Here is a 23,975-nt window from a genome sequence, read left to right as displayed (position 1 = left end):
TGCCATGCGGCTGATGACCCCGGACAGAGCCACTATCAATAGGAATATTCGGCAAAGATCCTTTTGAGGTCGCCGTTCCAGTCGCCATGATACTGCGCCAGCAATTCATCCGCAGGCGTGCGCCCGGTCTCGACGCTTTCATGCAGCGCGTTCAGGAAATGCGTCTCGTCGGGGATCAGCCCGCCTGCGCCGGGCCGTGCCCGCGCCTGCAAGCCTGCCTTGGAAATTTCCAGCGATTGCCGCGCGATGTCCATCATCGACACGTCGCCGACCTTGGCCTGCAACCCGTCGATCGACGCCGCGACGCGCAGCCCCTCGCGGGTTTCGGCATCCCAGTCCTTGACCAGGTCCCATGCCGCATCCAGCGCGCCCTGATCGTACATCAGACCGGTCCAAAAGGCGGGCAGCGCACACAGACGCCGCCACGGGCCTCCGTCGGCGCCGCGCATCTCGATGAACTTCTTGATCCGCGCCTCGGGAAAAGCGGTGGTCAGATGGTCGGCCCAGTCCGACAGCGTCGGCTTTTCGCCGGGCAGCGCGGGCAGTTGCCCCTTGAGAAAGTCGCGGAACGACATGCCCAGCGCGTCGATATATTTGCCGTCGCGGTAGACAAAGTACATCGGCACATCCAACGCATATTGCACCCATGCCTCGAACCCGAAGCCTTCGTCAAAGACGAAGGGCAGCATGCCGGTGCGCGCCGGGTCCAGATCGCGCCAGACGCGGCTGCGCCATGACTTGTGCCCGTTGGGCTTGCCCTCGAAGAACGGCGAATTCGCGAACAGCGCCACCGCGACCGGCTGCAACGCCAGCGCCACGCGCAGCTTTTGCACCATGTCCGCCTCGGAACCGAAATCGAGGTTCACCTGAACCGTACAGGTGCGGCGCATCATCGTGCGCCCCATCGTCCCGACCTTGCCCATGTAGGCATCCATCAGCTTGTAGCGCCCCTTGGGCATCAGCGGCATCTCGTCATGGGTCCAGATCGGGGCAGCACCCAGGCCGATGAAACCGACGCCGATCTCGTCCGCGATGTCCTTGACCTGGCGCAGGTGTTCGTTGACCTCGTCGCAGGTGCCGTGGATCGTCTCCAGCGGTGCGCCCGACAACTCAAGCGCGCCGCCCGGTTCCAGCGAGACGTTGGCGCCGTCCAGTTCCAGCCCGGTCAGGTGTCCGCCCTCACGCACCTCGGACCAGCCATAGCGGTCGCGCAGGCCTTCCAGCACGGCCACGATCGACTGCTTGCCTTCGAAGGGCAGCGGCTCCAGCGTGTCCTTGATATAGCCGAATTTCTCGTGTTCGGTGCCGATGCGCCAATCTTCCTTGGGCTTGCAGCCGTCAGCCAGATATTGCGCCAGTTGGTCGTGATGTTCGATCGGCCCGCCGCCGGACTGTGGAATAGACATGCGCTGTGGCCTTTCGTATGCGTCGCAAGACTTGGTGTATGGCGTGCGCAGAAGTGTCAAGGCGCAAGGCCGTGAACATGCGCTCTAATGCAACCGCATGGTCTGCGGACGCAGTGGTGCGCGCTCCCATATCACCACTGCGGCCTTGCTGTCCTCGCCCAGTTCGCTCAGCATCCGTTCGGTCCGCAAGCCCGGAAGGGTGGCAAAGGCATCGAACAGCGCGTCCGATCCGGCAGCATTGACCGGTATCATCAGCGCAGGCGATCCGTGCTGGTCCAGCCGCCAGTGCGGCGGATACATCGCGCGGTCCAGCGTCAGCCGCTCCAACTCGCGCAGGGCAACGGCACCCCCCGTCAGGGGCCCAAAGTACGTGATCTGCCCCTCGTCGACCTGCACCGCACCGGCACCGCCGCCGGGTCCGCGAAACCGCCCGCGCTGAACGCCGATCAGGATCAGACCGCCCGCGATCAGCACCAGCCCGGCCCCCACCAGCGCCAGCAGCCCGCCGGGACCCATGATCCACCACAGGCCCAGCACGGCAAGCCCCGCGCCGACCAATGCCTCGCGCCAGCGCTTTACTGCCGCGACCGCCTCGGGGCGAAAGAAACCTACTGCCATGCCCTACGCCTTTCGCTTCTTTTGGCCGAAAATATCCCGGGGGAGGCCGCAGGCCGGGGGCAGCGCCCCAATTGCACCAGCATCACCAATCCCCCAAGGCGCGTTGCCACAGCGTCATCGCCGCCACAGCCGCCGTATCCGCCCGCAATATGCGCGGCCCCAGCGCCACCGGATGCGCAAACTCTGCCCCCCGCAGTCGCTTGCGTTCGCTGTCCGAAAACCCGCCCTCGGGTCCGATCAGGATCGCCCAGGGGCCAGGCTCTTGCGGCAATTCCAGCGGGTCACCTACCAGCGCCTCGTCGCAAAACAGAATGCGCCGCGACGCGTCCCACCCATCCAGCAGACGCCCCAACTTTTCCGCTTCCGTCACTTCCGGCACATAGGTGCCGCCGCATTGCTCTGCCGCCTCGACCGCGTGGGCCTGCAGGCGGTCGCGCTGAATGCGGCCTGCGTTGGTGAACTCGGTCATCACCGGCACGATGCGCGCAGCCCCCATCTCGGCGGCCTTTTCCACGATGAAGTCGGTGCGCGCCTTCTTGATCGGGGCGAACAGCAGCCACAGATCGGGCGGCATCCGCAGGGGTGCCGTCTGCACCACGCAGGTCAGTTCACCGCCACGCTTGCCCGCCTGCGCAATCTCGGCGCGCCATTCGCCGTCGCGTCCGTTGAACAACAGCACGGCGCCCCCCACGGCCTGCCGCATCACCCCGAAAAGATAATGCGCCTGGTCGCGGTTCAGAGGAACCGTTTGCCCCTGCCCCAAGGGTGCGTCTACATAAAGGCGGATTTTCGCGTCACTCATGGGCAGATACATATGCAAGACAACCCCGCCACACCAGAGGCAGAGGCCGCTGAAAGCGCAACCGCCCAAGGATCGGTCGCCGATGCGGTCAGCGGCAACTGGGTGGATCAGTGGGCACCGGCCTGGACGCGGCCCTATCTGCGCCTGTCGCGCGCCGACCGGCCCATCGGGACCTGGCTGCTGCTGATCCCCTGCTGGTGGGGTCTGGCGCTGGCGATACTCTATGACCAGAGCCCGCGCTGGCACGATCTGTGGTTGGTCGTAGCCTGCGCGCTCGGCGCATTTTTGATGCGCGGCGCGGGCTGCACCTGGAACGACATCACCGACCGCGACATTGACGGGTCGGTCGAGCGGACGCGGTCGCGGCCCATCCCCTCGAGGCAGGTCAGCGTGCGCGGGGCGATGGTGTGGATGTGCATCCAGGCGCTTCTGGCCTTCGCGATCCTGCTGACGTTCAATGCCGCTGCCATCCGCATGGGTGTGCTGGCGCTGGTACCGGTCGCGATCTATCCCTTCGCCAAGCGGTTCACCTGGTGGCCGCAGGTCTTCCTGGGGCTCGCGTTCAACTGGGGCGCGCTGATGATCTGGGTCGCGCACACCGGATCGTTGGCCGCACCTGCCGTCGTGCTCTACCTGGCGGGGATCGCTTGGACGCTGTTCTATGACACGATCTATGCGCATCAGGACACCGAGGACGACGCGCTGATCGGGGTGAAATCCACCGCTCGTCTCTTTGCGGAAAAGTCGCCGCAGTGGCTGCGCCGCTTTCTGATGGCCACCGTCGGGCTGATGGGAATCGCGGTGATCTTCGCAGGCCTGCCGCAGGCGTCGGTGCTGGCGCTTGTGGTCGCACTTGCCGGTCCCTGGGCGATGGGATGGCACATGGCCTGGCAACTGCGCGGCTTCGATGCAAGCGACGCGGGAAAGTGTCTGCAACTGTTCCGCGCCAACCGCGACACCGGCATGATTCCGCTCTTGTTTTTCGGGGCCAGCCTGCTCGTATGATTGAAACCACGGGGTTGGCCGCGTAACACGGTTCCAACCAGTCACTGCCTACGGAATCCTCATGCGTCTCAGTTCGGTTCTGATCATCGCCATCACCTTTGTCGCAGCGGCGGCCGTGTCGGTGGTGGCTGCAAATTTCTCGGTCAAGCTGATCGAGGAAACGTCAGAGATCGGCGTGCGCGACGCGCTGGACGATGCCGGAGCCACCTGGGCCGAAGTCCAGGCCGACGGGCTGACCGTGACGCTGGCGGGCACCGCCCCGTCCGAGGCCGATCGCTTTGCCGCGCTAACCACCGCAGGCACCGTGGTCGACGCCGCGCGCGTCATCGACGGCATGGAGGCCGAGGTTGCCGACGCCATACGCCCGCCCCGGTTTTCCGCCGAGATCTTGCGCAATGATGCAGGCATTTCCATCATCGGCCTGATCCCCACCAGCACCGACCGCGACATCATAACCGACCGGTTCGCGGCGATGGCCGGGTCCGAGACGCCCGTGGCCGACCTGATCGAGACCGCCGATTATCCCGCCCCCGAGGGCTGGGAGGACGCGTTGAGCTATGCATTGGTCGCGATGGAGCAGCTGCCCCGCGCCAAGGTGTCGGTCAACGCCGGGCGCGTGGCGATCACCGCGATCACCGACAGCGCCAAGGACAAGCTGGCGCTGGAGAAATCGTTGAAGGCCGCCGCCCCTCCCGGTCTGCGGCTGATGCTGGACATCTCGGCGCCCCGCCCCGTCATCACGCCGTTCACGCTGCGCTTCATCATCGACGAGGACGGCGCACGTTTCGACGCCTGCAGCGCCGACACCGACAAGGCACGCACGCGCATCCTGAACGCAGCGCTCAAGGCCGGTCTGTCCGCGCAGGGCCGCTGCACCGTCGGCATGGGCGTGCCCTCGCCCAACTGGGCGCAGGCGGTCGAACAGGCGATCACGGCCCTTGCGACCATCGGCGGCGGGTCGGTGACCTTCTCGGATGCCGACATCACGCTGCTGGCGCTGGAGGGCACTGATCAGGATACATTCGACACCGTGGTGGGCGAGCTGGAAAATGCCCTGCCCGAGGTCTTCGCGCTCTATGCCAAGCTGCCCGAGACCCAGGCCCCCGATCAGGGACCGCCCGAATTCGTGGCCACCCTGTCGCCCGAGGGTCAGGTGCAATTGCGCGGACGGCTGAGCACCGAGAACCTGCGCAACATCGCTGACAGCTACGCGCGCTCGCGCTTCGGTTCGGACCGGGTCTATACCGCCGCGCGGGTCGTCGAGGGGTTGCCCTCGGACTGGTCCACCCGCGTTCTGGCCGGTCTGGAATCGCTGTCGCATCTGTCGAACGGTGCCGTCACGGTCACACCCGACAAGCTGACCGTTTCGGGCAATACCGGCAGCACCGACGCCAGCGGCCAGATCGCGGCGCTGCTCGCGGCCAAGCTGGGCGAGGCCGAAGATTTCGAGATCGACGTGACCTATCAGGAAAAGCTGGACCCGCTGGCGTCCATCCCGACACCGGATGAATGCGAGGCGCAGATCAAGGCCATCACCGACGCCAGCAAGATCAACTTCGAGCCGGGCAGCGCCACCATCGACGCAAGCACGCTTGGCACGATGGACGACATTGCCGAGGTGCTGAAGGTCTGTGGCGAGTTGCGTCTGGAAATCCAGGGCTACACCGACAGCCAGGGCCGCGAAGAGATGAACCTTGCGCTCAGCCAGGCCCGCGCCCAGTCGGTCCTGAACGAGCTGCGCGCGCGCCGTGTTCGCACCTCGACCTTCGAGGCCAAGGGCTATGGCGAGGAGCGCCCGATTCAGGACAACGCCACCGAAGAGGGCCGTGAAGCCAACCGTCGCATCGAATTCTGGCTGATCCGACCCGAACCGAGTGCGCCCGAGCGTCAAACAACTCTGGAAAGCATCGCGGAAACGAGCGATAACGGAGCGCAAGACGGCACCGAAGACGCAGCAGGCAGCAATGCGTCAGAACCGTCAGAGGACGCGACGGAATGAGCAGAACAGAATTCGTCATCGCGACGGCTATCATCCTATTCGTGGCATTCTGCCTTGGATGGTTTGCAAACTGGCTGGTGCACCGCTTCAGCCGCGTGGCACCGGGCGACGTGGCAGAACTGGACCGGATGAGCCAAGAGTTGCACGAGGCGGAAGAGACGCGCGATCAGGCGATCACCTACCTGCAGCAGCGCGAGGCAGAGCTGACCAACCAGTTGAGCCAGACCGAGGCCGAGCTGCGTGCCGCGATGGACGGCCTGCGCGATGCCCGCCACGAGGCCGAGGAAATGCGCGCCCATATCGACCGGATACAGGCGGGCTGAACGGCAACGGCGCTGACGAAATGTCTACGCGCGATGAGCAGCCGACACCTACCAGCGGTCCAGCGCATCCTCGTCCGTATCCTTCGCCTCGACCCATGCTGACGCGCCGTTGGCAGTGATCTCGCGCTTCCAGAAGGGGGCGCGCGATTTCAGGAAATCCATCAGGTATTCCGCCGCCTCGAACGCATCGCGCCGGTGCGGGGCGGCGGTGGCGACCATCATGATCGGCTCGCCCGGTGCCATCCGGCCATAGCGGTGGATCACCAGCACGTCGCCCAGATGCCACCGTTCCTGCGCGCGGGTCGCGATGTCGGTCAGCGCCGCCTCGGTCATGCCGGGGTAATGCTCGATCTCCATCGCGACAAGGGGATCACCAGGCAGATCGCGCACGACGCCGGTGAAAGTCACGATGGCGCCCATGTCGGTGTGCCCGGCGGCAAAGGCGTTGCTCTCGGCGCCCAGATCGAACGCAGCCTCCTGCACCGTCACGCGCATGGCCTAGCCGCCCGTCATCGGGGGAAAGAACGCAACCTCGCGCACACCTGCAAGCGATGCATCAAAGTCGGACAACTCCTGGTCCAGCGCCACACGCAGCGCGCCCAGATCGGAAAACGCCATGTCGTAGCGGTCTTCGCGGGCGCGCAGTTCTGCCACCAGATCGTTCACCGTCGCGGCATCGGTCTGGATCCGTTCGCGCGGCAGGCCGATACGCTCACGCACCCATGCGAAATACAGCACATCCATCAGGCGTTCTCCTTAAGATGCGGCAATGCCTTGCGAAAGTAATCCCAGCCCGTGACCAGTGTCAGCGCGGCGGCGATCCACAACAGCCATAACCCGATACGGCCCGACCATTCGGCGGTCATCAGCTTCCAGCCCAGCCCGCCGGCCGAGACGCTGTAATGTTCGAACACCCCTTGCGAGAACAGGACCGCGATGGCGACCATCTGCAATGTCGTCTTCCACTTGGCCAGTTTGGTCACGGCCAATGTGCCCGCCACGTCGCCCAGGAATTCGCGCAACCCGCTGACGAATACCTCGCGGAACAGGATCATCGTCGCGGGCAGCACCAGCGAGGCTTTCCAGCTGGAAAAGGCGATGATGACCATCAGCGCGATCACCACCATCGCCTTGTCCGCGATGGGGTCCAGCATCGCGCCCAGCTTGGTCTGTTGCTTCCACGCGCGGGCCAGATAGCCGTCGAACCAATCGGTGATGGCCGCCCCCACGAACAGCACCAGCGCAAACCAGTCGGCGTAAAAGCGCGGGAAAAACAGAAACATCACCGCGACCATAGGTGCCGCAAGCAACCGCAATGTGGTCAGGATATTTGGCAGGTTCCAGATCATATCAACGTGGTATCCTGTTGCGGGCCGATGGAAAAGGGTCAGATCGCGACGGCGGCGCGGATACGCCCGACCGCGTTCATCACATGATCCAGCCAGACCGCATCGGTGGGCGTGTCTTCGGACGAGAACCAGGCGATGGACAGTTCGCGCACCGGATCGACGAATACGAACTGGCCGTGAATGCCCAGCCCGTGGATCAGCGGCGTGTCGCCGGGGTGCACGTACCATTTGGCGCGGTAATGCATGTCTTTGTTCTCGAACTTGTCGTGGAAATCGCCGCGCATCCATGCGGCGTTGTCGCCCTTGGTCACGATGTCGTCGATCCAGCCTTTCGGGATGATCTGCACGCCCTCGCGCGCGCCGCCCTCGATGATCAACTGCCCCACCAGAGCCAGATCGCGCGCGGTCAGGCACATGCCCCCGGCCCCGCGCGCGCCGCCCAAGCGGTCGACGGTGATATAACCCGAAGTTTCGGCCCCCATCGGCGCCAGCAGGCGCTGCGACACCAGATCGGCAAAGCGGATGCCCGTTGCACGCTCCATCAGCCAGGCCAGAAGGTCGGTCACCGGCGAGGCGTAGTAGAAGGTTTCGCCGTGCGGCCCCGTACTGTCGGTCAGCCGCTCTTGGAAACTGCGCAGATCGCCCGCCACGTCGCCCGCCGCCAGCGGGTTCCAGTTGGCGGCCTTGCGGTAATCGACGATCACACCATCGGTCGCCGTATAGTCCTCTTCGAACAGCAGGCCCACCTGCATGTCCAGCGCATGACGCACGGTGGCCCCGGCATAGGCTGTAGCCTCCAGTTCCGGCAGGTGCTTGGTCAGCAGGTCATCCAGCGCCACCTCACCCCGCTCGACCAGCGTGCCCATGACCAGACCCAGCACCGATTTCGACACCGACATCAGGATGTGCGGATCGTGGCGCGTCATGCCGTTGCGATAGCTTTCGTGCACCACACGGCCCTTGTGCAGGATCACCAGCGCGTCGTTCGCCATACCGTTGACAGCGTGGTCCAGATCGGCGGCGGACAGGTCGGTGTCGCCCTCGGGCAGTACGCGCACATTTGCCGGATCGTTGCGGATCTCGGCAGAGGGCACGATTTCGCGCACATGGTGAAACGACCAGGCGTTGAACGGCTGGGTGCGCCAGTTGGCCAGCGTGGCGCGATCTTCGGGGGCGGGCGGAAAACCTTGCATCAGGGACATGTCGGGACCTTTTGTTGTTTCTCCGCAGCGTCGGAGGATTACGCGGCAGAGGCAAGACGGAATTGTGCGATGCCGCAAGGTTACTGCGCGCGCAGGGCCGCTAACCCGTCTGGAAATAATCGTAAATCTTCTGCGCCAGCGCCGCCGAGACGCCGTCGACCGCCTTGAGGTCCGCGAGGTTGGCCCGCCCCACCGCCTTGGCAGAGCCGAAATGCGCCAGCAGGGCACGTTTGCGCGCAGCACCCACGCCCGGCACATCGTCAAGCGGTGTCGCCCCCACGGCCTTGGACCGTTTCGCGCGGTGCGTGCCAATGGCAAAGCGGTGCGCCTCGTCGCGCATCCGCTGGATGAAATAAAGCACAGGATCGTTGTGGCGCAGCGCCTTGACCGTCTTGCCGGTGCGGTGGAACTCTTCCTTGCCCGCGTCGCGGTCCAGCCCCTTGGCGACGCCGACCATTGGGATGTCGCCGACGCCGTGATCCTCCATGATCTCGCGCACCGCACTGACCTGCCCTGCGCCACCGTCGATCAACAAAAGGTCCGGCCACATGCCCCGGCTGCGGTCCGGATCTTCCTTGAGCAGCCGTTTGAAGCGGCGGTTCAGCACTTCCTTCATCATGCCGAAGTCATCGCCGGGGGTCAGCTCATCGCCGCGAATGTTGAACTTGCGGTACTGGTTTTTCATGAACCCGTCAGAGCCCGCCACGATCATCGCGCCCACCGCATGCGCGCCCTGAATGTGGCTGTTGTCATAAACCTCGACCCGCGCGGGCGGCTTGGGCAGTTCGAACGCATCCGCCAGCCCCTGCAACAGCCGCGCCTGCGTCGCGGTCTCGGCCATCTTGCGCGCGAGGCTCTCGCGGGCATTGCGCAGGGCGCTGTCGATCAGTTCGGCCTTTTCCCCGCGCTGGGGCACCAGCAGCTCGACCTTGCGGCCCAGTTTCTGCGTCAGCGCGTCAGCCATCAGATCGGGGTTTTCGACCTGATTGGACAGGATCAGCTGACGCGGCGGCTCGCGGGTGTCGTAGAACTGCCCCACGAAGGCCTCGAGCACCTCGGCCGCATCCACATCCGCACCGGCGCGCGGATAGTAGTCGTGGTTGCCCCAGTTCTGCCCCGCCCGGATAAAGAACACCTGCACGCAGGCCTGCCCGTTTTCCAGATGCAGGGCGATGATGTCCGCCTCGTCCACGTTCCTGGGGTTGATGCCTTGCGCCGTCTGCACCTGGGTCAGCGCCTTGATCCGGTCGCGCAGGGCGGCGGCGCGTTCGAACTCCATGTTTTCTGACGCCTCGGCCATATCGCGGCCCAGTCGGGCCTGAATATCGGTAGACTTGCCGGACAGGAACTTTTCGGCGTCGCGCACGGTCTGCTGATACTCCGCCGGGCTGATCTTGCCCACACAGGGCGCGCTGCAGCGTTTGATCTGGTATTGCAGACAGGGGCGCGAACGGCTCTCGAACATCGAATTGGAACAGTCGCGCAGCAGGAACACCCGCTGCAACTGGTTCAGCGTGCGGTTCACCGCACCGGCGCTGGCGAAGGGACCGTAATAGGCACCCTTTTCCTTCTTCGCGCCGCGATGCTTCTTGATCTGCGGATAATCCTTGTCGGCGGTGACCAGGATATTGGGAAAGCTTTTGTCGTCGCGCAGCAATACGTTGTACTTGGGCTTGAGCTGCTTGATCAGGTTCTGCTCCAGCAGCAACGCTTCAGTCTCGGTGCGGGTGGTCAGGAACATCATCGACGCAGTGTTGTCGATCATCCGCGCGATCCGCCCGCTGTGCCCGGTGGGCCGCGCATAGGATGACACCCGCGCACGCAGGTTGCGCGCCTTGCCCACATAGAGCACGCGGCTTTCGCTATCGAGCATCCGGTAAACACCCGGCGAGGCGTCGATGGTCTTGAGATAGGCCTGGATGACCTTGTGGCCCTGTTCGACCTTTGCCGGGGTTTCGCTGCCGTCCTGCGCCATGTTCAAACCGAATCTTCCGCGGGGCGGGCTGCACCATACAAGGCGAACACTTCAAGCAGTTTGATGTCCACCATTCCTGTGGATAAGTCTTTGGACAACTTTCCCTGGTCTCGGATTTTTCGTTGGTTTTTACAGGCTTCCCTGATGTGCCTATTTTTTAGGCACATCGTGAGGTCCTTGATTTTTATCGAAAAATTCTTTCCCATCCGTCAAACCTATGAAAACACGTAGCTTTTCGTAACAGTTTTGTAACCAAGATTAACGCAGTGCAAAACTTTCGGGGCCTCACTTGATCTGCGGGCCTGAACAGCCCTCGAATCGCTTGCGACTCGTTTCACTCCACACCTTGAACGTCCGGTGTTTGCCATGCCAGATGCTGACCGCCATCGACGCACAGCAACTGACCCGTGATGGCAGGAGCGTCGAGGAAATAGCCCAGGGCAGCCGTGATGTCAGGGGCATTCGCCCCCCGCCCCAGGATCGTCGCGGCCCGTTGCGCGGCGAAATGCGCGTCGCTTTGCCGTGCACCCTGCAGGGTTGGACCCGGCCCGATCGCATTGACCCGGATCGCTGGGGCCAGCGCGCGCGCCGATGTCTGGGTCAGCGCCCAAAGCCCCATCTTGGCCAGCGTATAGGTCATGAATTCCGGCGTCAGCTTGCGCACGCGCTGGTCCACCATATTCACGATCAGCGCGGTGGCGACAGGTTCGCCGTTGTCATCGGTATCGGCCTGCAGCCCTTGGGCCGCCATCCGCTGCGTCAGCAGAAACGGCGCGCGCAGGTTGCTGCCCATGTGCCTGTCCCACGTGTCGCGGGTGGCCGAATGGATGGTATCGTATTCAAAGATCGAGGCATTGTTGACCAGACAGGTGATCGGCCCGCCCAAACCCTCGACCGCCTGTCCGAACAGCGTCTGGGTTGCGTCATCGTCCAGCAGATCGGCCTGGATGGCGATGGCATGTCGGCCCATGTCCTTGATCTGTTGCACCACGTCGTCGGCCCCCTCCGACGAGGTTGCGTAATGCACCGCAACGTCGTGCCCGCGCTGCGCGAGGTACAGCGCCATCGCGCGGCCAAGACGGGTGCCGGCGCCGGTCACAAGGCTGCGGGTCATGGGGCGGTCCTTTCAGGAACTCAGACGTAGAACAACACGACCAACAGATAGGCCGCATAGAGCGCGGTCAAGACCACCCCCCACAGCCGCGAGATGTCCTGCCGGAAATAGACGAAGGGCAGCAGCAGCAGCGACGAGGCCAGCATCACCCAGAAGTCAAAGGTCAGGAACTGCGGATCGACCGGGATCGGGCCCACCATCGTGGCAATGCCGATGATCGCCAGAAGATTGAACAGGTTGGACCCGATGACGTTGCCCAGCGCCACATCGGCTTGCCGACGCAATGCGGCCATCACCGTGGTGGCAAGCTCGGGCAACGATGTGCCGACGGCAACCAGCGTGAGGCCAATCACCGTGTCGCTGACACCGTACGCCGTGGCGATCACCGTCGCGTTGGTCACCAGCAGCTGCGCGCCCACGGGCAGACCGATCAGACCGGCCACCAGGTAGGCCAGGATGCGCCACATCTGCATGTCGGGATCGGCACCTTCGACCTCTGGCTCATCGTCCTCGCTGGCCTCGGCAGCGGCACGCGCCGCCTTGCCTGCATGGCGGTGCTTGCGGGTCTGGCGAAAGGCGTCGAACAGCACACCGGCCATCAGCGTCAGCAGGACAATGCCCGCGATCCAGTCGTAGACGCCGCGAAAGCCAAGCGCGATGAATACGACAGTGGCCAAGATCATGAAGCGGAACGTCTTGCGGGTGTTGTGCTCGGAGGTATGCATCGTCGCGAGGATTGCTGGTAGACCCAGCACGAGCAAAATATTCGCCGTATTCGATCCGACCACGTTGCCTAGCGCCATGCTGGGCACCCCGTCCAAGATCGCCTGCACCGAGATCAACAGTTCTGGCGCAGAGGTGCCGAAGGCCACGATGGTCAGGCTGACGATCAACGCAGGCACACCGAAACGCAGGCTGAGGTTCACCGCTCCTTTGACCAGCGCGTCACCGGCAAACAACAAGATAACGAGCCCGAGGCCCGACATGATCCACGGCAACAACATTTTCAGCCTTTTTTACAGGGACAGGGAGAGGTGCCGATGCGGTATCGACCACAGCTTTTGCATTTCGTCTGGCTCAGGCGCTTGCCCCCCAGCCAGTGCATCTTGCCGAAAAAGCCAAGAACGGCGATAAACACGAAGAACAGAACAATAATCTTGAGCAGCATGGATCAGAGCCCGAACCGCGCATAGGCGGCGCGTTCTTCGATCATGTGGCCCGCATCCTCAAACACCTGCGCCCCAAAGCGCGACAGGAACGGGCGGCGCACACCGTAGCGGCGCAGACGGACCTTGTCGCCAAAGCGCTGTTTCAGCATCGGTTTCAGGTGACCGATCCCGTCGATCAGCCCCAGCTCCTGCGCACGCTTTGCCAGCCAGACCTCGCCGGTGAACAGCTCTTCGGTGCTGTCCAGCTTGCCGCCGCGCCGGGCGGTGACATGGTCGATGAAGTTGGTGTGGATGTCGTTCAGCAACCGGTCCAGCCGGGCGACGTCTTCTTCCGTTTCAGGGCGAAACGGGTCGTTCATCGACTTGGATTTCCCGGCGGTGTGCACGCGCCGTTCGATGCCATAGCGACCGATCAGGTCCTGCAGGCCGAACCCTGCGGAAATCACCCCGATGGACCCCAGAACCGACGAGGGGTCGGCATAGATCTCGTCCGCCGCCGCCGCCAGCCAGTAGCCACCGGATGCCGCCACGTCCTCCACGAAGGCGATGACGGGAATGTTCTTTTCCTCGGCCAGCCGCCGGATGCGCGCCCCGATCAGCGAGGATTGTACCGGGCTGCCTCCAGGAGAGCTGATTTCCAGCGCCACCGCCGCCGGTTTGCCCCGCGAGAATGCCTTTTCAAGAATCGGCCCCAGGCTTGCATCATTCAGCGTGCCACGCGTACCGCCCGCGATCACGCCCTGCATCCGCACGACAGCCACCGACGGATCGGATTTCATAAAGGGAATAAAACGTTTCATTCCGATGATGTAGACAGCGCAGGCACCGCAAACAAGGCCAAGCGCGGTTTATTCCCGAATGCGCCAGCCGGTCCGGAAGATCCAGCCGATCACCAACAGGCACAGACCGGTGAATCCGGCAATCGCCAGCAGGCTGGTGGCGATGGGCACATCGGCAATGCCGAAGAACGCCCAGCGAAAGCCCGAGATCAGGTAGACCACCGGATTGAACATCGAAATCGCCTGCCAGACCGGCGGCAGCATCGTGATCGAATAGAACGATCCGCCCAGGAAGACCAAGGGCGTGACGATCAGCAGGGGCACCAGTTGCAGCTGTTCAAAGTTCTTGGCCCAGATGCCGATGATGAAGCCGAACAGCGAAAAGCTGACGCAGGTCAGGACCAGAAACAGCACCATCGCGCCGGGGTGCAGGATCGTGATGTCGACAAAGAAAAACGCGGTGATCAGGATGATCGTGCCGATGAACATGGCCTTGGTCGCCGCAGCGCCCACGTAGCCCAGAACGATTTCCAGAAAGTTTACCGGTGCCGACAGCAATTCGTAGATCGTGCCGATGAACTTGGGAAAGTAGATGCCGAACGAACCGTTCGAGATGCCTTGGGTCATCACCGACAGCATGATCAGCCCCGGCACGATGAACGCGGCGTAGCTCACGCCCTCGACCTCGTTGATGCGGCTGCCGATGGCAGCACCGAACACCACGAAATACAGCGATGTCGACAGCACCGGCGAGATCAGAGATTGCAGGAAGGTGCGGAAAAACCGCGTCATCTCGAAGACATAGATTGATTTGATCGCCGTCCAGTTCATGCCGCGTCCTCCTTGACCAGTGTCACGAAAATATCCTCAAGCGAGGACTGCCGCGTGACCACGTCGCGCAGGACCAGCCCCTCGGCGGCCACGTCGCTCAGCAGTTTGGTAATGCCCGTGCGCTCGGCGCGGGTGTCGTAGGTGTAGATCAGGCTGGAGCCGTCCGTGCCCAGCCGCACCGCATCCGATTTCAACCTGTCGGGCAGCACATCCAGCGGTGCGCTCAACTGCACCTCCAGTTCCTTCTTGCCCATCCGCTGCATCAGCGCGTTCTTGTCCTCGACCAACAGGATTTCCCCCTTGGCGATCACCCCGATGCGGTCGGCGATGGCCTCGGCCTCTTCGATGTAATGCGTCGTCAGGATAATGGTGACGCCATCGGCCTTCAGATCGGCCACGATGTCCCACATGTCCTTGCGCAACTCGACGTCGACACCGGCGGTGGGTTCGTCCAGGAACAGCACGCGCGGCTCGTGAGCCAGCGCCTTGGCGATCAGCACACGGCGCTTCATGCCACCCGACAGTTCCTTGATCTGGCTGTTGCGCTTGTCCCACAACGACAGGCGTTTCAGGATGCTTTCGATCAGCGCATCATCGGCGCGCTTGCCGAACAGCCCGCGTGAAAAGCGCACTGTGCTGATGACCCGCTCGAAGGGTTCAAGCGACACTTCCTGCGGGACCAGCCCGATCATGGTGCGCGTCGCGCGAAAGTCGGTGGCGATGTCGTGCCCGCCCACGGTGACGCTGCCCGACGTCGGCATGATGATACCGCAGATGGCAGAGATCAGCGTGGTCTTGCCCGCGCCGTTCGGCCCGAGAAGCGCGATGATCTCGCCCTCTTCGATGGACAGGTTCACGCCCTTGAGCGCCTCGAACCCGCCGTCGTAGGATTTCTTCAGGTCGCGGATTTCGAGAATGGGGGACATGGGAGCAGCTCCGTAAGGTTCGCAGTGTACCTAGTGCCTGCGCGCGCCCATGACCAGCGCAGGAGCGCACAGACACCTGTGCGCGTTTAGCTCTTGCCGCTGAACCGGCCCAGCCAGCTTTTCTTGGGCGTCTCGGCATCGGCCACTTCGACATCGGGAACGACCTCCTCGGGGGCGGCGTCTGCGACCTCGTCCGGTGCGGGACCCTCGACCGCCGCCTTGAAGTTGTCAAAGAACTGGTCGGCCATCTTCTTGGCGAAACCGTCGATGATCCGGCTGCCCAACTGCGCCAGCTTGCCGCCGACCTTGGCCTCGACGTCATAGCTCAGTTCGGTGCCGCCGTCTTTTTCGACCACGCGCACGTCCGCAGCCCCCTTGGCAAAGCCTGCGGCACCGCCCTTGCCCTCGCCCGAGATGGTCAAGGATTGGTTCTCGACCATCTCCGACAGCGTCACCTGCCCCTTGAACGTGGCCTTCACCGGGCCGACCTTCTGCACCACCGTCGCCTCGAAACCTTCCTCGGGCGATCCGGTCACGTCCTGTGCACCGGGCACGCAGGCCTGCAGAACCTGCGGGTCCAGCAATGCGGCATAGACATCTGCGGGCGGGGCCGCGATCTGGCGGGTGTCGGTCATTTTCATCTGGGTGGCCTCCCTCTGGGCTGTGATCCGGTCATATCCTAATGCACATGATGCGCCAAGAGGGGGTGACAGCCGCAGGAACCGTGATACGGCTGGAGCCATGACAAGCCTTCTGCAGAATCGCGCCAACATCGGCATCCTCTTCATCCTGATCGGCGTTTTCAGCATTTCGATCAACGACATGCTGATCAAGCAGCTGTCGGGTGGCTATCCGCTCCACGAGATCGTCTTTGTCCGCTCGGCGATCGGCATCCTGATCACGCTTTGCGTCGTTCAGATGGAAGGCGGCTGGTCGATCCTGCGCACCTCCACGCCAGGCCTGCATGCCCTGCGCGGGCTGTTGATCGTGGTGTCGAACATGACGTTCTTTCTGGCGCTGGCCGCGCTGCCCTTGGCCGATGCCACCGCGTTGTTCTTCGCGGCCCCCCTGTTCATCACGCTGCTGTCGATCCCCGTGCTGGGCGAAAAGGTCGGGCCCCTGCGGCTGGGTGCGGTGGTCGTGGGCTTTGTCGGCGTCATCATCATGCAGCGGCCATGGGTCGACAGCGGTGATCTCGCGGCCTCGCGACTGGTGCTGCTGCTGCCGCTGGTGGCGGCGCTGACCTATGCGATGAACCAGCTGATGACCCGCAAGCTTGGTGTCAAAAGCAAGGCCAGCGCCCTGTCGGTCTACATTCAGGGCACGTTCATCGTGGTCTCCCTGGGCTTTTTCGCGGTCGCCGGAGACGGGCGTTTCGCCGAAGGATCGACCAGCCCGTCGGTGCTGTTTCTGCTGCGCGCATGGGTCTGGCCCGCCGCTGCGGACATTTGGGTACTGTTGGGGCTGGGCCTCAACTCGGCCATCGTCGGTTATTGCCTCAGCCAGGCCTACCGCATGACCGACGCGGCCACCGTGGCACCGTTCGAATATGTGGGCCTGCCGTTGGCGGTGTTCTGGGGCTGGATCATCTTTTCGGAAATCCCGGTCCTCGAAGTCTGGATCGGCATCACGCTGATCCTCGCGTCAGGTCTGTTCGTGTTCCTGCGCGAACAGAAAAAGGCACGGCTGATCGCGAGTTCCAAGCTTAGTCAGCGGTGATCTCGATCACGACCTTGCCGGTGGCCTTGCGCGAACGCAACAGCTCCAGCCCGTCATTGGCACGGTCCAGCGGCAGCACGTTGCTGACATGCGGGCGCAACTTGCCCGCGTCGTACCACGCGATCAATTTGGCAAAGCTGCGGGTCAGCACGTGGGGCGCGAAACGCTTGTAGCCACCGACGTAAAAGCCGATGACGGTCAGGTTCTTCACCAGCAGGATATTGGCCGGAATTTGCGGCACCGTGCCGCTGGCAAAACCGATGGGCAGGATGCGCGCCTCGGGGTTGCAGGCGCGCATCGCGGCAGTGAACAGATCGCCGCCGATGGGGTCATAGACCACGTCGGCCCCGCCCAGATCCAGCACGGCCTCTCGCAGGTCATCCGCATCGCTGTCGATCAGATGGTCGGCCCCCGCCTTGCGCGCGATTTCCAGCTTGTCGGCTCCACGCGCACAGGCAATGACCTCGGCGCCCATCAGCTTGCCCAGTTCCACCGCCGTCAGCCCCACGCCACCCGATGCACCCAGCACCAAAAGCCGCTCGCCGGGCTGAAGATGGGCCCGGTGGTCCAGCGCCATGTGGCTGCTGGCATAGGCCACCAGAAACGCAGCCGCATCCGCGTCGGGCATGTCGTCAGAGATCGGCACGCAGGCACTGGCGGGCACAACGGCATAGTCCGCAAGCCCCCCATGTCCGGGGTTGGCCGCGACACGCTGGCCGACACTGAACCCGTCCATGCCCTCGCCCAGCGCGTCGATGACGCCGCAGAGCTCCATCCCCGGTGTCACCGGCAGATCAAATTTTTCCTGATATTTGCCGACCTGCACCAGCGTATCGGCAAAGTTCAGACCGCAGGCGCGCACCCTGACCCGCACCTCGCCCACGCCGGGTTCCGGCATGGCGATGTCATGCAGTTTCAGCGGCGCACCAAGGGCCCGGATCTGCATCGCCCGCATCAGAAGCCTTCGGGCCGCGCCTCGCGCGCCATGTGGTCCAGAACCGCATTCACAAAGCTGGGCTCCTTGCCGTCCGGAAAGAAAGCCTTGGCCACGTCGACGTATTCGACGATCACCACCTTGGGCGGCGTGCCTTGATCGCGGAACTCGGCGCCGGCGGCGCGGAACAGTGCGCGCAATGTGGGATCAATCCGTGCAATCGGCCATTTCGCCACCAGCGCACGGTCGGTCATCTGGTCGATCGACGCCTGATAGTTCACCGCATCTTCCAGCACCCGCGCGAAATGGTCGGGATCGCCTTCCTGCATCTCGTCGCCTTCGTAGATCGCACCGAAACGGTGGTCCAGAAACTCGCGCTGCACCGCCTCGACGGTCATGCTGGAATGTTCCATCTGGAACAGCGCCTGAACCGCATAAAGCCGCGAGGCCGAGCGCATCTTGCGTTTTTGATTGCCCGAAAGGGTCATGCTGTGGAAGATCCGTCTTTGTCGCCTGCAAGCAGGGTGTTCTCAGAGGCCGGTTTGAACCCGATGCCTTTGCTTTGGCCCCGCCATTTACGGGCGAGCGCGACAAGATGCAAGGCCGCAGCCGCCGCCCCACCGCCCTTGTTCTGGCCGTTCACGTCGGCGCGCACTTCGGCCTGCGCGCGGGTCTCGACGGTCAGGATGCCGTTGCCGATGCACAGGCCCTGCAGACCCAGCAATTGCAGCGCGCGGCTGCTGTCGTTGCACACGGTCTCGTAGTGGGTGGTTTCACCACGAATAACGCAGCCCAACGCCACGTAGCCGTCGAAGTTCGACGCGCGGTCCGAGATGCCGATGGCGGTGGGAATTTCCAGCGCGCCGGGCATTTCGACCAGATCCCAGGTGCCGCCCGCCGCCTCGATTTCGGCCTTGGCACCGGCGACCATATTGTCGGCGATGTCCTTGTAATAGGGCGAGACCACGATCAGGATCTTCACCGGCCGGTCAAAGCTTGGGCGATCCAGCACATAGTGTTGTTCGGTTCCGGCCATCAGGCGTCTCCCATGATCGGGCGGGTGCCCGTGATTTCCAGGTTATACGAATCCAGACCCAGATAGCGCGTTTGCGGGTGGTCCGTCAGCAGGATCAGCTGATGCACCCCGAGATTGGACAGGATCTGCGCGCCAAGCCCGGTGTTCTTGACGGTGCGCGGGCCATCTTCGCCAGACACCTCGTCGCTGAGCGTCTTGCGCGGCTGGCGGAACAGGCAGACGACGCCACGGCCCTCCTCGGCAATGATCTGCATCGCGCGCGGCAGTTCGGCGGCGGGTGCAGGGCCCAGACCCAGCACGTCGGTCGAGACATCCAGCGCATGGGTGCGCACCAGCACAGGTTCGGGCGTGGAGATGTCGCCCTTGATCAGCGCCACGTGTTCGACGCCAAAGGTCTGGTCGGTGAAAATCCGCATGTCCCATTCGCCACCGAATTCCGACGTCACCTTGCGCGCATCGGTCTGGTCCACCAGATTGTCGTGGCGGCGGCGATACGCGATCAGATCGCTTATCGTGCCGATCTTCAGCCCATGCTCTCGCGCATAGTCCACCAGATCGGGCAGGCGCGCCATCTCGCCGTCGGGTTTCATGATCTCGCAGATGACCGACGCAGGGTAATGCCCCGCCAGCCGCGCCACGTCGCAGCCTGCCTCGGTGTGACCGGCGCGCACCAGAACGCCGCCGGGACGGGCGCGCAGCGGAAACACGTGGCCGGGCGTCGCGATATCGGCGGCACCCGCCTGCGGGTTGATCGCGGTCGCAACGGTCAGCGCCCGGTCGGCGGCGGAGATGCCGGTGCTTACGCCCTCGCGCGCTTCGATGCTGACGGTAAACGCGGTTTCATGCCGCGACGAGTTGTGCATCGCCATCATCGGCAGGCCCAGTTCCTCGATCCGCTCGGCGGGCAGCGTCAGGCATATCAGCCCGCGCCCGTGCGTCGCCATGAAGTTCACAGCCTTGGCATCGGCAAAACCTGCGGGGATCACCAGATCGCCCTCGTTCTCGCGGTCTTCGTGGTCGACCAGAATGAACATCTTGCCCGCGCGTGCTTCCTCGATGATCTCTTCGATCGGGCTGATGGCGTCCGCAAGGCTGCCTTCGACGGGGCCTGGCGTTTCGAATGTCTTGCTCTCGGGCATGTGGCGCCTCCGTTTGAACTGTTATCCGGCAGATAATCCCTAAGGTCGCAAAACGCCAGTGCGGGCTGTCGTTCAGGGGGCTGTGCGCCGATGCACAAGCCAAAGCGCCGCAGGGTAACTTCCACCGCGCGTTGCAAATTCGTTAGTCTGATACCGCGACACACAAAAGTCGCACTTTCTTTGGGAGGAGAAACACGATGATTACACTCAGAACCGGCCTGCTTGCCGGGGCCGTCACCATTGCCACCGCGCTGGCCTCTGTGACCGCATCGCTTGCGCAGGAACTGCCACGGGGCGACGCGACCGAACTGGGGCTGGACCCATCGCGCCTGGCCCGGATGGACGCCACGTTCAGCGCGCTGATCGACAAGGGGATGACCCCCGGCGCCGTCATCATGCTGATCCGCGACGGCCAGATCGCGCATCTGTCGACGCTTGGCAAACGCACGCCTGACGGCGAGCCGATGACCGAAGACACGCTCTTTCGCATCTATTCGATGACCAAACCGATCACCACCGTCGCCGCGATGATGCTGGTCGAAGAGGGGCGGCTGGTGCTCGAGGCTCCGGTTGCCAACTACCTGCCCGCGTTCAAGGACATGACCGTCGTCACCGGCGAGACCGACGCCGAGGGCAATGCCGTCACCCGCCCCGCCAAGGGCACGATGACGGTGCGCGACCTGATGCGCCATACCGCCGGGCTGACCTATGGGTTCTTCGGCGCGGGCCCTGCGCGCGAGGCCTATAACGAGGCGGGCGTATTTTCGTCAGAGAATACGGGCATCGAGCAGGCAAACCTGCTGGCCAGCTTGCCGCTGGAACATGATCCGGGCACCACGTGGGAATATTCCCGCGCCACCGACGTGCTGGGGGCCGTGGTCGAGAAAGTCTCGGGCCAAAGCCTCGAAGAGTTCATGACCGCCCGTATCTTCGAGCCGCTGGGCATGGACGACACCGCGTTCTACATCGACGACGAGGCCGACTTCCCCCGCATCGCCGAACCATTCTCGGATCAGGCCGGCCTGGGTGAAGGCGACGTCTTCGATCCACGCGTGCGCAAACCAAACCAGTCGGGCGGCGGCGGGTTGATGTCCACAGTGCACGACTATTCCAAATTCGCGCAGATGATGCTGAACGGCGGCGAATTGAACGGCACCCGCCTGTTGTCGCCCATGACGGTGCAACTGATGACCGCGAACCACCTGGAGGGGATCACGCCCGGCAAATACTACTTGCCCGGTCCCGGCTATGGCTTTGGTCTGGGCTATGCGGTGCGGTTGCAGAACGGCAATGCGCCCTCGCTGGGCTCGGAGGGCGAGTTCAACTGGGGTGGTGCTGCAGGCACGGCCTATCACACCGACCCCAAGGAAGACATGATCGCGCTTTTGATGATCCAGTCACCGGCCAATCGCGGCCCGCTGCGCGTGATCTTCAAGAATCTGGCGTTCAGCGCCATCGCGGAAAGTCAGGACTAAGCTGCACCGCACCTGAAACCAAAGCGCCCCTGCACACACCTGCGGGGGCGCATCAGTTCTCAGCCAGCCTCGGCCAGCCGCGCGACGTAGCGGGCCAGTGTGTCGATCTCGAGGTTGATGGCGTCGCCCACGGCCACGTCGCCCCAGGTCGTCATTTCCTTGGTGTGCGGGATAAAGTTGATGCCGAACACGTCGCCGTCCACCTCGTTCACCGTCAGCGATGTGCCGTTCAGAGCAACCGACCCCTTGGACGCGATGAACCGCGACAGGGCGGCAGGTGCGCGCAATTTCACACGCGTGCTGTCGCCCTCGTCCGTGACCGAGATCACCTCGGCCACGCCGTCGATGTGGCCCGACACGATGTGACCGCCCAGCTCGTCGCCCACCTTCAGCGCGCGCTCCAGATTGACCCGCTTGCCTTCGGTCCATGCCCCAAGGTTGGTCTTCGACAAGGTCTCTGCGCTGATGTCCACATCATACCAATCGTCGCCCAACGCCACGACAGTCAGGCAAACCCCGTCCGACGCGATAGACGCCCCCATGTCGATGCGGGCCGTGTCATAGCTGGTTTCGATCCGCGCGCGCAGGTCGCCCGCGTGCTCCAATGCGGCGACTTTGCCGATATCCGTGATGATCCCTGTAAACATGGCGGTGCCCCCTTTGACGCTGATCCTTTCAGCTAAACCTGCCGGTGCCCCCGCGCAAGAGGTGTGCAAGATCCGCAGCCATTGCGCAAATGCCCAAGCACAGTCATATTTCAGCCGGATTTGGATGGTCACTGGAAGATAACCTTTTCCGTCCAGTCAGGGAACCGATGCCACACACGACCGCCGATCAACGCGTATTCCTGTTCCTGCAGGGCCCGCACGGACCATTTTTCAACCGTCTTGGAAAAATGCTGCGCCGCGCGGGGGCGTCCGTGTGCCGTGTGGGTTTCAATGCGGGCGACCGGGCCTTCTGGTTCCACCCGTCCAGCTATATCCCCTATCGCGGCACGGCCGAGGATTGGCCGCAGACCTTTGCCGATCTGTGCACCGCCCGCAATGTGACCGACATCGTGCTTTATGGTGACACCCGTCCCATCCACGCCAGCGCCGTGGCCGAGGCGAAGCGGCGCGGGATCACCGTGCATGTTTTCGAAGAAGGCTATATGAGGCCCTATTGGGTCACTTACGAACGCGGCGGCACCAACGGCAATTCGCGGCTGATGGGCATGAGCATTGCCCAGATGCAAGAGGCGCTGGCCATGTCCGACATGGAGGCCCCTCTGCCCCCCGCTCATTGGGGCGACATGCGCCAGCACGTGTTCTATGGCGCGCTCTACCATTGGTTCGTGATGTTCCGAAACGGCGACTACCGCAATTTCCGCCCGCATCGCAGCATCGGCGTGACCAAGGAATTCCAGCTCTACGTGCGTCGGCTGCTGCTGATGCCATTCCACGCCATCGACCGGCGGATCAGCACGCTGCGTGTGCGCCACGGCGGCTTTCCCTATCATCTGGCGCTGCTGCAACTGGAACATGATTCCAGTTTTCAGCAACATTCGCCCTTCGACACGATGTCTGACTTCCTCAAGGTGGTGATCGAGGGATTTGCGAAGGGTGCGCCGAACCACCACCACCTTGTGTTCAAGGATCATCCGCTGGAGGATGGTCGCGTTCCGGTGCGCCGTGCCATCCGCAGGCTGGCCCGCGAATACGGCGTCATGGACCGAGTGCATTATGTGCGCGGCGGCAAGCTGGCGGGCCTGATGAACGAAGCGCGCAGCGCCGTGACCGTGAATTCCACCGCAGGCCAACAGGTGCTGTGGCGGGGCATCCCGCTCAAGGTCTTTGGCCGCGCGGTCTACAACCAGCCCGAGTTCGTGTCGGACCAACCGCTCGATGCGTTTTTCCGTGGCGCCACCCGCCCCGACAACAAGGCCTACAAGGATTACCGGCGCTATCTGCTGGAAACCTCGCAACTGCCGGGCGGCTTCTATTCGTCGCGCGGGCGGCGGCAATTGCTACGCCATGTTGTCGACATGATGCTCTCACCCGAAGATCCGTATGACGCACTAAAATCCGGAACCGCGGCTCCAAGGCAACAGTTGCGGTTGGTCAACTGAACCACACCACCCCTAGCGGTAGATTTTCTCTGCGGATTCCGGTAGCTTGGTCGCTAATACCCCGAAA

Annotated in this window: 26 protein-coding genes; 6 read left to right on the top strand and 20 right to left on the bottom strand. The window is 63.5% G+C overall.

Going from position 1 to position 23,975, the window contains the following annotated elements; translation table 11 throughout:
* Positions 1–35: 35 nt before the first annotated feature.
* The 3 genes from NTA49_RS05945 to NTA49_RS05935 form a co-directional block, all read right to left on the bottom strand.
* The gene (locus tag NTA49_RS05945; RefSeq protein WP_258293745.1) at positions 36–1,406 is read right to left on the bottom strand and encodes a glutamate--cysteine ligase; all 1,371 of its coding nucleotides are present in this window, start codon (positions 1,404–1,406) and stop codon (positions 36–38) included.
* An 84-nt stretch (positions 1,407–1,490) separates the two neighbouring features.
* Entirely contained in the window at positions 1,491–2,024 is a 534-nt protein-coding gene (locus NTA49_RS05940; RefSeq protein ID WP_258293744.1) for a hypothetical protein, read from the bottom strand.
* A gap of 82 nt (positions 2,025–2,106) precedes the next feature.
* Positions 2,107–2,826 (bottom strand): 16S rRNA (uracil(1498)-N(3))-methyltransferase, encoded by a 720-nt coding sequence (locus tag NTA49_RS05935; protein WP_258293743.1) that lies wholly within the window; start codon positions 2,824–2,826, stop codon positions 2,107–2,109.
* A gap of 12 nt (positions 2,827–2,838) precedes the next feature.
* On the opposite strand from NTA49_RS05935, the gene ubiA reads away from it, so the two are divergent.
* The 3 genes from ubiA (at position 2,839) to NTA49_RS05920 (ending at position 6,153) form a co-directional block, all read left to right on the top strand.
* Entirely contained in the window at positions 2,839–3,831 is a 993-nt protein-coding gene (ubiA, locus tag NTA49_RS05930; protein ID WP_258293742.1) for a 4-hydroxybenzoate octaprenyltransferase, read from the top strand.
* 61 nt (positions 3,832–3,892) lie between these two features.
* Positions 3,893–5,830, top strand: a complete 1,938-nt coding sequence (locus NTA49_RS05925) for an OmpA family protein (RefSeq protein WP_258293741.1) — start codon at positions 3,893–3,895, stop codon at positions 5,828–5,830.
* Positions 5,827–6,153 (top strand): hypothetical protein, encoded by a 327-nt coding sequence (locus NTA49_RS05920; protein WP_258293740.1) that lies wholly within the window; start codon positions 5,827–5,829, stop codon positions 6,151–6,153. The genes NTA49_RS05925 and NTA49_RS05920 overlap by 4 nt, the downstream gene beginning before the upstream one ends.
* 48 nt (positions 6,154–6,201) lie before the next feature.
* Here the strand turns inward: NTA49_RS05920 and NTA49_RS05915 are convergent, their stop codons facing one another.
* The 12 genes from NTA49_RS05915 to NTA49_RS05860 all read right to left on the bottom strand — a co-directional run bounded on the left by NTA49_RS05915 (position 6,202) and on the right by NTA49_RS05860 (position 16,139).
* Positions 6,202–6,648, bottom strand: coding sequence for a molybdenum cofactor biosynthesis protein MoaE (locus tag NTA49_RS05915; protein WP_258293739.1), 447 nt, complete (start codon positions 6,646–6,648; stop codon positions 6,202–6,204).
* 3 nt (positions 6,649–6,651) lie between these two features.
* Complete coding sequence (moaD, locus tag NTA49_RS05910; RefSeq protein ID WP_258293738.1) at positions 6,652–6,897, bottom strand: molybdopterin converting factor subunit 1; 246 nt, start codon at positions 6,895–6,897, stop codon at positions 6,652–6,654.
* Entirely contained in the window at positions 6,897–7,502 is a 606-nt protein-coding gene (pgsA, locus tag NTA49_RS05905; protein ID WP_258293737.1) for a CDP-diacylglycerol--glycerol-3-phosphate 3-phosphatidyltransferase, read from the bottom strand. Before pgsA ends, moaD begins: the two co-directional genes overlap by 1 nt.
* Positions 7,503–7,540: 38 nt before the next feature.
* Positions 7,541–8,704 (bottom strand): serine hydrolase domain-containing protein, encoded by a 1,164-nt coding sequence (locus NTA49_RS05900; RefSeq protein ID WP_258293736.1) that lies wholly within the window; start codon positions 8,702–8,704, stop codon positions 7,541–7,543.
* A gap of 100 nt (positions 8,705–8,804) precedes the next feature.
* The gene (gene uvrC, locus NTA49_RS05895; RefSeq protein ID WP_258293735.1) at positions 8,805–10,679 is read right to left on the bottom strand and encodes an excinuclease ABC subunit UvrC; all 1,875 of its coding nucleotides are present in this window, start codon (positions 10,677–10,679) and stop codon (positions 8,805–8,807) included.
* 334 nt (positions 10,680–11,013) lie between these two features.
* Complete coding sequence (locus NTA49_RS05890) at positions 11,014–11,793, bottom strand: SDR family oxidoreductase (RefSeq protein WP_258293733.1); 780 nt, start codon at positions 11,791–11,793, stop codon at positions 11,014–11,016.
* 20 nt (positions 11,794–11,813) lie between these two features.
* On the bottom strand, positions 11,814–12,797 hold the full coding sequence (locus NTA49_RS05885) for a calcium/sodium antiporter (protein ID WP_261368165.1): 984 nt from the start codon (positions 12,795–12,797) through the stop codon (positions 11,814–11,816).
* 2 nt (positions 12,798–12,799) lie between these two features.
* The gene (locus NTA49_RS05880) at positions 12,800–12,961 is read right to left on the bottom strand and encodes a hypothetical protein (protein WP_258293731.1); all 162 of its coding nucleotides are present in this window, start codon (positions 12,959–12,961) and stop codon (positions 12,800–12,802) included.
* Between the two features lie 3 nt (positions 12,962–12,964).
* The gene (locus NTA49_RS05875; protein ID WP_258293730.1) at positions 12,965–13,762 is read right to left on the bottom strand and encodes a S49 family peptidase; all 798 of its coding nucleotides are present in this window, start codon (positions 13,760–13,762) and stop codon (positions 12,965–12,967) included.
* A gap of 48 nt (positions 13,763–13,810) precedes the next feature.
* Positions 13,811–14,572, bottom strand: a complete 762-nt coding sequence (locus NTA49_RS05870) for an ABC transporter permease (RefSeq protein WP_258293729.1) — start codon at positions 14,570–14,572, stop codon at positions 13,811–13,813.
* Positions 14,569–15,498: an ABC transporter ATP-binding protein gene (locus NTA49_RS05865; RefSeq protein WP_258293728.1), complete on the bottom strand. Its 930-nt coding sequence runs from the start codon at positions 15,496–15,498 to the stop codon at positions 14,569–14,571. The genes NTA49_RS05870 and NTA49_RS05865 overlap by 4 nt, the downstream gene beginning before the upstream one ends.
* An 86-nt stretch (positions 15,499–15,584) precedes the next feature.
* Positions 15,585–16,139, bottom strand: coding sequence for a CoxG family protein (locus NTA49_RS05860; protein ID WP_258293727.1), 555 nt, complete (start codon positions 16,137–16,139; stop codon positions 15,585–15,587).
* A gap of 100 nt (positions 16,140–16,239) precedes the next feature.
* Between NTA49_RS05860 and NTA49_RS05855 the strand changes: the two genes are divergently transcribed.
* Complete coding sequence (locus tag NTA49_RS05855; RefSeq protein ID WP_258293726.1) at positions 16,240–17,217, top strand: DMT family transporter; 978 nt, start codon at positions 16,240–16,242, stop codon at positions 17,215–17,217.
* Here NTA49_RS05855 and NTA49_RS05850 read toward each other — a convergent pair.
* From NTA49_RS05850 to ribB, 4 genes are read right to left on the bottom strand one after another with little or no spacing between them, the layout of a single operon-like run.
* On the bottom strand, positions 17,204–18,172 hold the full coding sequence (locus NTA49_RS05850; RefSeq protein WP_258293725.1) for an NADPH:quinone oxidoreductase family protein: 969 nt from the start codon (positions 18,170–18,172) through the stop codon (positions 17,204–17,206). The genes NTA49_RS05855 and NTA49_RS05850 overlap by 14 nt on opposite strands.
* Positions 18,172–18,639: a transcription antitermination factor NusB gene (gene nusB, locus NTA49_RS05845; protein WP_258293724.1), complete on the bottom strand. Its 468-nt coding sequence runs from the start codon at positions 18,637–18,639 to the stop codon at positions 18,172–18,174. The genes NTA49_RS05850 and nusB overlap by 1 nt, the downstream gene beginning before the upstream one ends.
* Positions 18,636–19,187 carry a 6,7-dimethyl-8-ribityllumazine synthase gene (locus NTA49_RS05840; RefSeq protein ID WP_258293723.1) on the bottom strand — a complete coding sequence of 184 codons (552 nt, stop codon included), beginning with the start codon at positions 19,185–19,187 and terminating at the stop codon, positions 18,636–18,638. Before NTA49_RS05840 ends, nusB begins: the two co-directional genes overlap by 4 nt.
* The gene (gene ribB, locus NTA49_RS05835; protein WP_258293722.1) at positions 19,187–20,326 is read right to left on the bottom strand and encodes a 3,4-dihydroxy-2-butanone-4-phosphate synthase; all 1,140 of its coding nucleotides are present in this window, start codon (positions 20,324–20,326) and stop codon (positions 19,187–19,189) included. Before ribB ends, NTA49_RS05840 begins: the two co-directional genes overlap by 1 nt.
* A 197-nt stretch (positions 20,327–20,523) precedes the next feature.
* On the opposite strand from ribB, the gene NTA49_RS05830 reads away from it, so the two are divergent.
* Positions 20,524–21,801, top strand: a complete 1,278-nt coding sequence (locus NTA49_RS05830; protein ID WP_258293721.1) for a serine hydrolase domain-containing protein — start codon at positions 20,524–20,526, stop codon at positions 21,799–21,801.
* A 59-nt stretch (positions 21,802–21,860) separates the two neighbouring features.
* Here the strand turns inward: NTA49_RS05830 and NTA49_RS05825 are convergent, their stop codons facing one another.
* Positions 21,861–22,448: a riboflavin synthase gene (locus NTA49_RS05825; protein WP_258293720.1), complete on the bottom strand. Its 588-nt coding sequence runs from the start codon at positions 22,446–22,448 to the stop codon at positions 21,861–21,863.
* A 167-nt stretch (positions 22,449–22,615) separates the two neighbouring features.
* On the opposite strand from NTA49_RS05825, the gene NTA49_RS05820 reads away from it, so the two are divergent.
* On the top strand, positions 22,616–23,908 hold the full coding sequence (locus NTA49_RS05820) for a capsule biosynthesis protein (protein WP_258293719.1): 1,293 nt from the start codon (positions 22,616–22,618) through the stop codon (positions 23,906–23,908).
* Positions 23,909–23,975 lie beyond the last annotated feature (67 nt).

The organism is Pseudosulfitobacter koreensis, assembly GCF_024733015.1.
GTDB classification, from domain to species: Bacteria; Pseudomonadota; Alphaproteobacteria; order Rhodobacterales; family Rhodobacteraceae; genus Pseudosulfitobacter; species Pseudosulfitobacter koreensis.
This window is presented reverse-complemented; position numbering and strand designations above follow the sequence as displayed.

Excerpts from the sequence above, each read along its gene's own strand:
- NTA49_RS05945 (WP_258293745.1), bottom strand. The coding sequence starts at position 1,406 with ATGTCTATTCCACAGTCCGGCGGCGGGCCGATCGAACATCACGACCAA.
- NTA49_RS05940 (WP_258293744.1), bottom strand. The coding sequence starts at position 2,024 with ATGGCAGTAGGTTTCTTTCGCCCCGAGGCGGTCGCGGCAGTAAAGCGC.
- NTA49_RS05935 (WP_258293743.1), bottom strand. The coding sequence starts at position 2,826 with ATGAGTGACGCGAAAATCCGCCTTTATGTAGACGCACCCTTGGGGCAG.
- ubiA (WP_258293742.1), top strand. The coding sequence starts at position 2,839 with ATGCAAGACAACCCCGCCACACCAGAGGCAGAGGCCGCTGAAAGCGCA.
- NTA49_RS05925 (WP_258293741.1), top strand. The coding sequence starts at position 3,893 with ATGCGTCTCAGTTCGGTTCTGATCATCGCCATCACCTTTGTCGCAGCG.
- NTA49_RS05920 (WP_258293740.1), top strand. The coding sequence starts at position 5,827 with ATGAGCAGAACAGAATTCGTCATCGCGACGGCTATCATCCTATTCGTG.
- NTA49_RS05915 (WP_258293739.1), bottom strand. The coding sequence starts at position 6,648 with ATGCGCGTGACGGTGCAGGAGGCTGCGTTCGATCTGGGCGCCGAGAGC.
- moaD (WP_258293738.1), bottom strand. The coding sequence starts at position 6,897 with ATGGATGTGCTGTATTTCGCATGGGTGCGTGAGCGTATCGGCCTGCCG.
- pgsA (WP_258293737.1), bottom strand. The coding sequence starts at position 7,502 with ATGATCTGGAACCTGCCAAATATCCTGACCACATTGCGGTTGCTTGCG.
- NTA49_RS05900 (WP_258293736.1), bottom strand. The coding sequence starts at position 8,704 with ATGTCCCTGATGCAAGGTTTTCCGCCCGCCCCCGAAGATCGCGCCACG.
- uvrC (WP_258293735.1), bottom strand. The coding sequence starts at position 10,679 with ATGGCGCAGGACGGCAGCGAAACCCCGGCAAAGGTCGAACAGGGCCAC.
- NTA49_RS05890 (WP_258293733.1), bottom strand. The coding sequence starts at position 11,793 with ATGACCCGCAGCCTTGTGACCGGCGCCGGCACCCGTCTTGGCCGCGCG.
- NTA49_RS05885 (WP_261368165.1), bottom strand. The coding sequence starts at position 12,797 with ATGTTGTTGCCGTGGATCATGTCGGGCCTCGGGCTCGTTATCTTGTTG.
- NTA49_RS05880 (WP_258293731.1), bottom strand. The coding sequence starts at position 12,961 with ATGCTGCTCAAGATTATTGTTCTGTTCTTCGTGTTTATCGCCGTTCTT.
- NTA49_RS05875 (WP_258293730.1), bottom strand. The coding sequence starts at position 13,762 with ATGAAACGTTTTATTCCCTTTATGAAATCCGATCCGTCGGTGGCTGTC.
- NTA49_RS05870 (WP_258293729.1), bottom strand. The coding sequence starts at position 14,572 with ATGAACTGGACGGCGATCAAATCAATCTATGTCTTCGAGATGACGCGG.
- NTA49_RS05865 (WP_258293728.1), bottom strand. The coding sequence starts at position 15,498 with ATGTCCCCCATTCTCGAAATCCGCGACCTGAAGAAATCCTACGACGGC.
- NTA49_RS05860 (WP_258293727.1), bottom strand. The coding sequence starts at position 16,139 with ATGAAAATGACCGACACCCGCCAGATCGCGGCCCCGCCCGCAGATGTC.
- NTA49_RS05855 (WP_258293726.1), top strand. The coding sequence starts at position 16,240 with ATGACAAGCCTTCTGCAGAATCGCGCCAACATCGGCATCCTCTTCATC.
- NTA49_RS05850 (WP_258293725.1), bottom strand. The coding sequence starts at position 18,172 with ATGCGGGCGATGCAGATCCGGGCCCTTGGTGCGCCGCTGAAACTGCAT.
- nusB (WP_258293724.1), bottom strand. The coding sequence starts at position 18,639 with ATGACCCTTTCGGGCAATCAAAAACGCAAGATGCGCTCGGCCTCGCGG.
- NTA49_RS05840 (WP_258293723.1), bottom strand. The coding sequence starts at position 19,187 with ATGGCCGGAACCGAACAACACTATGTGCTGGATCGCCCAAGCTTTGAC.
- ribB (WP_258293722.1), bottom strand. The coding sequence starts at position 20,326 with ATGCCCGAGAGCAAGACATTCGAAACGCCAGGCCCCGTCGAAGGCAGC.
- NTA49_RS05830 (WP_258293721.1), top strand. The coding sequence starts at position 20,524 with ATGATTACACTCAGAACCGGCCTGCTTGCCGGGGCCGTCACCATTGCC.
- NTA49_RS05825 (WP_258293720.1), bottom strand. The coding sequence starts at position 22,448 with ATGTTTACAGGGATCATCACGGATATCGGCAAAGTCGCCGCATTGGAG.
- NTA49_RS05820 (WP_258293719.1), top strand. The coding sequence starts at position 22,616 with ATGCCACACACGACCGCCGATCAACGCGTATTCCTGTTCCTGCAGGGC.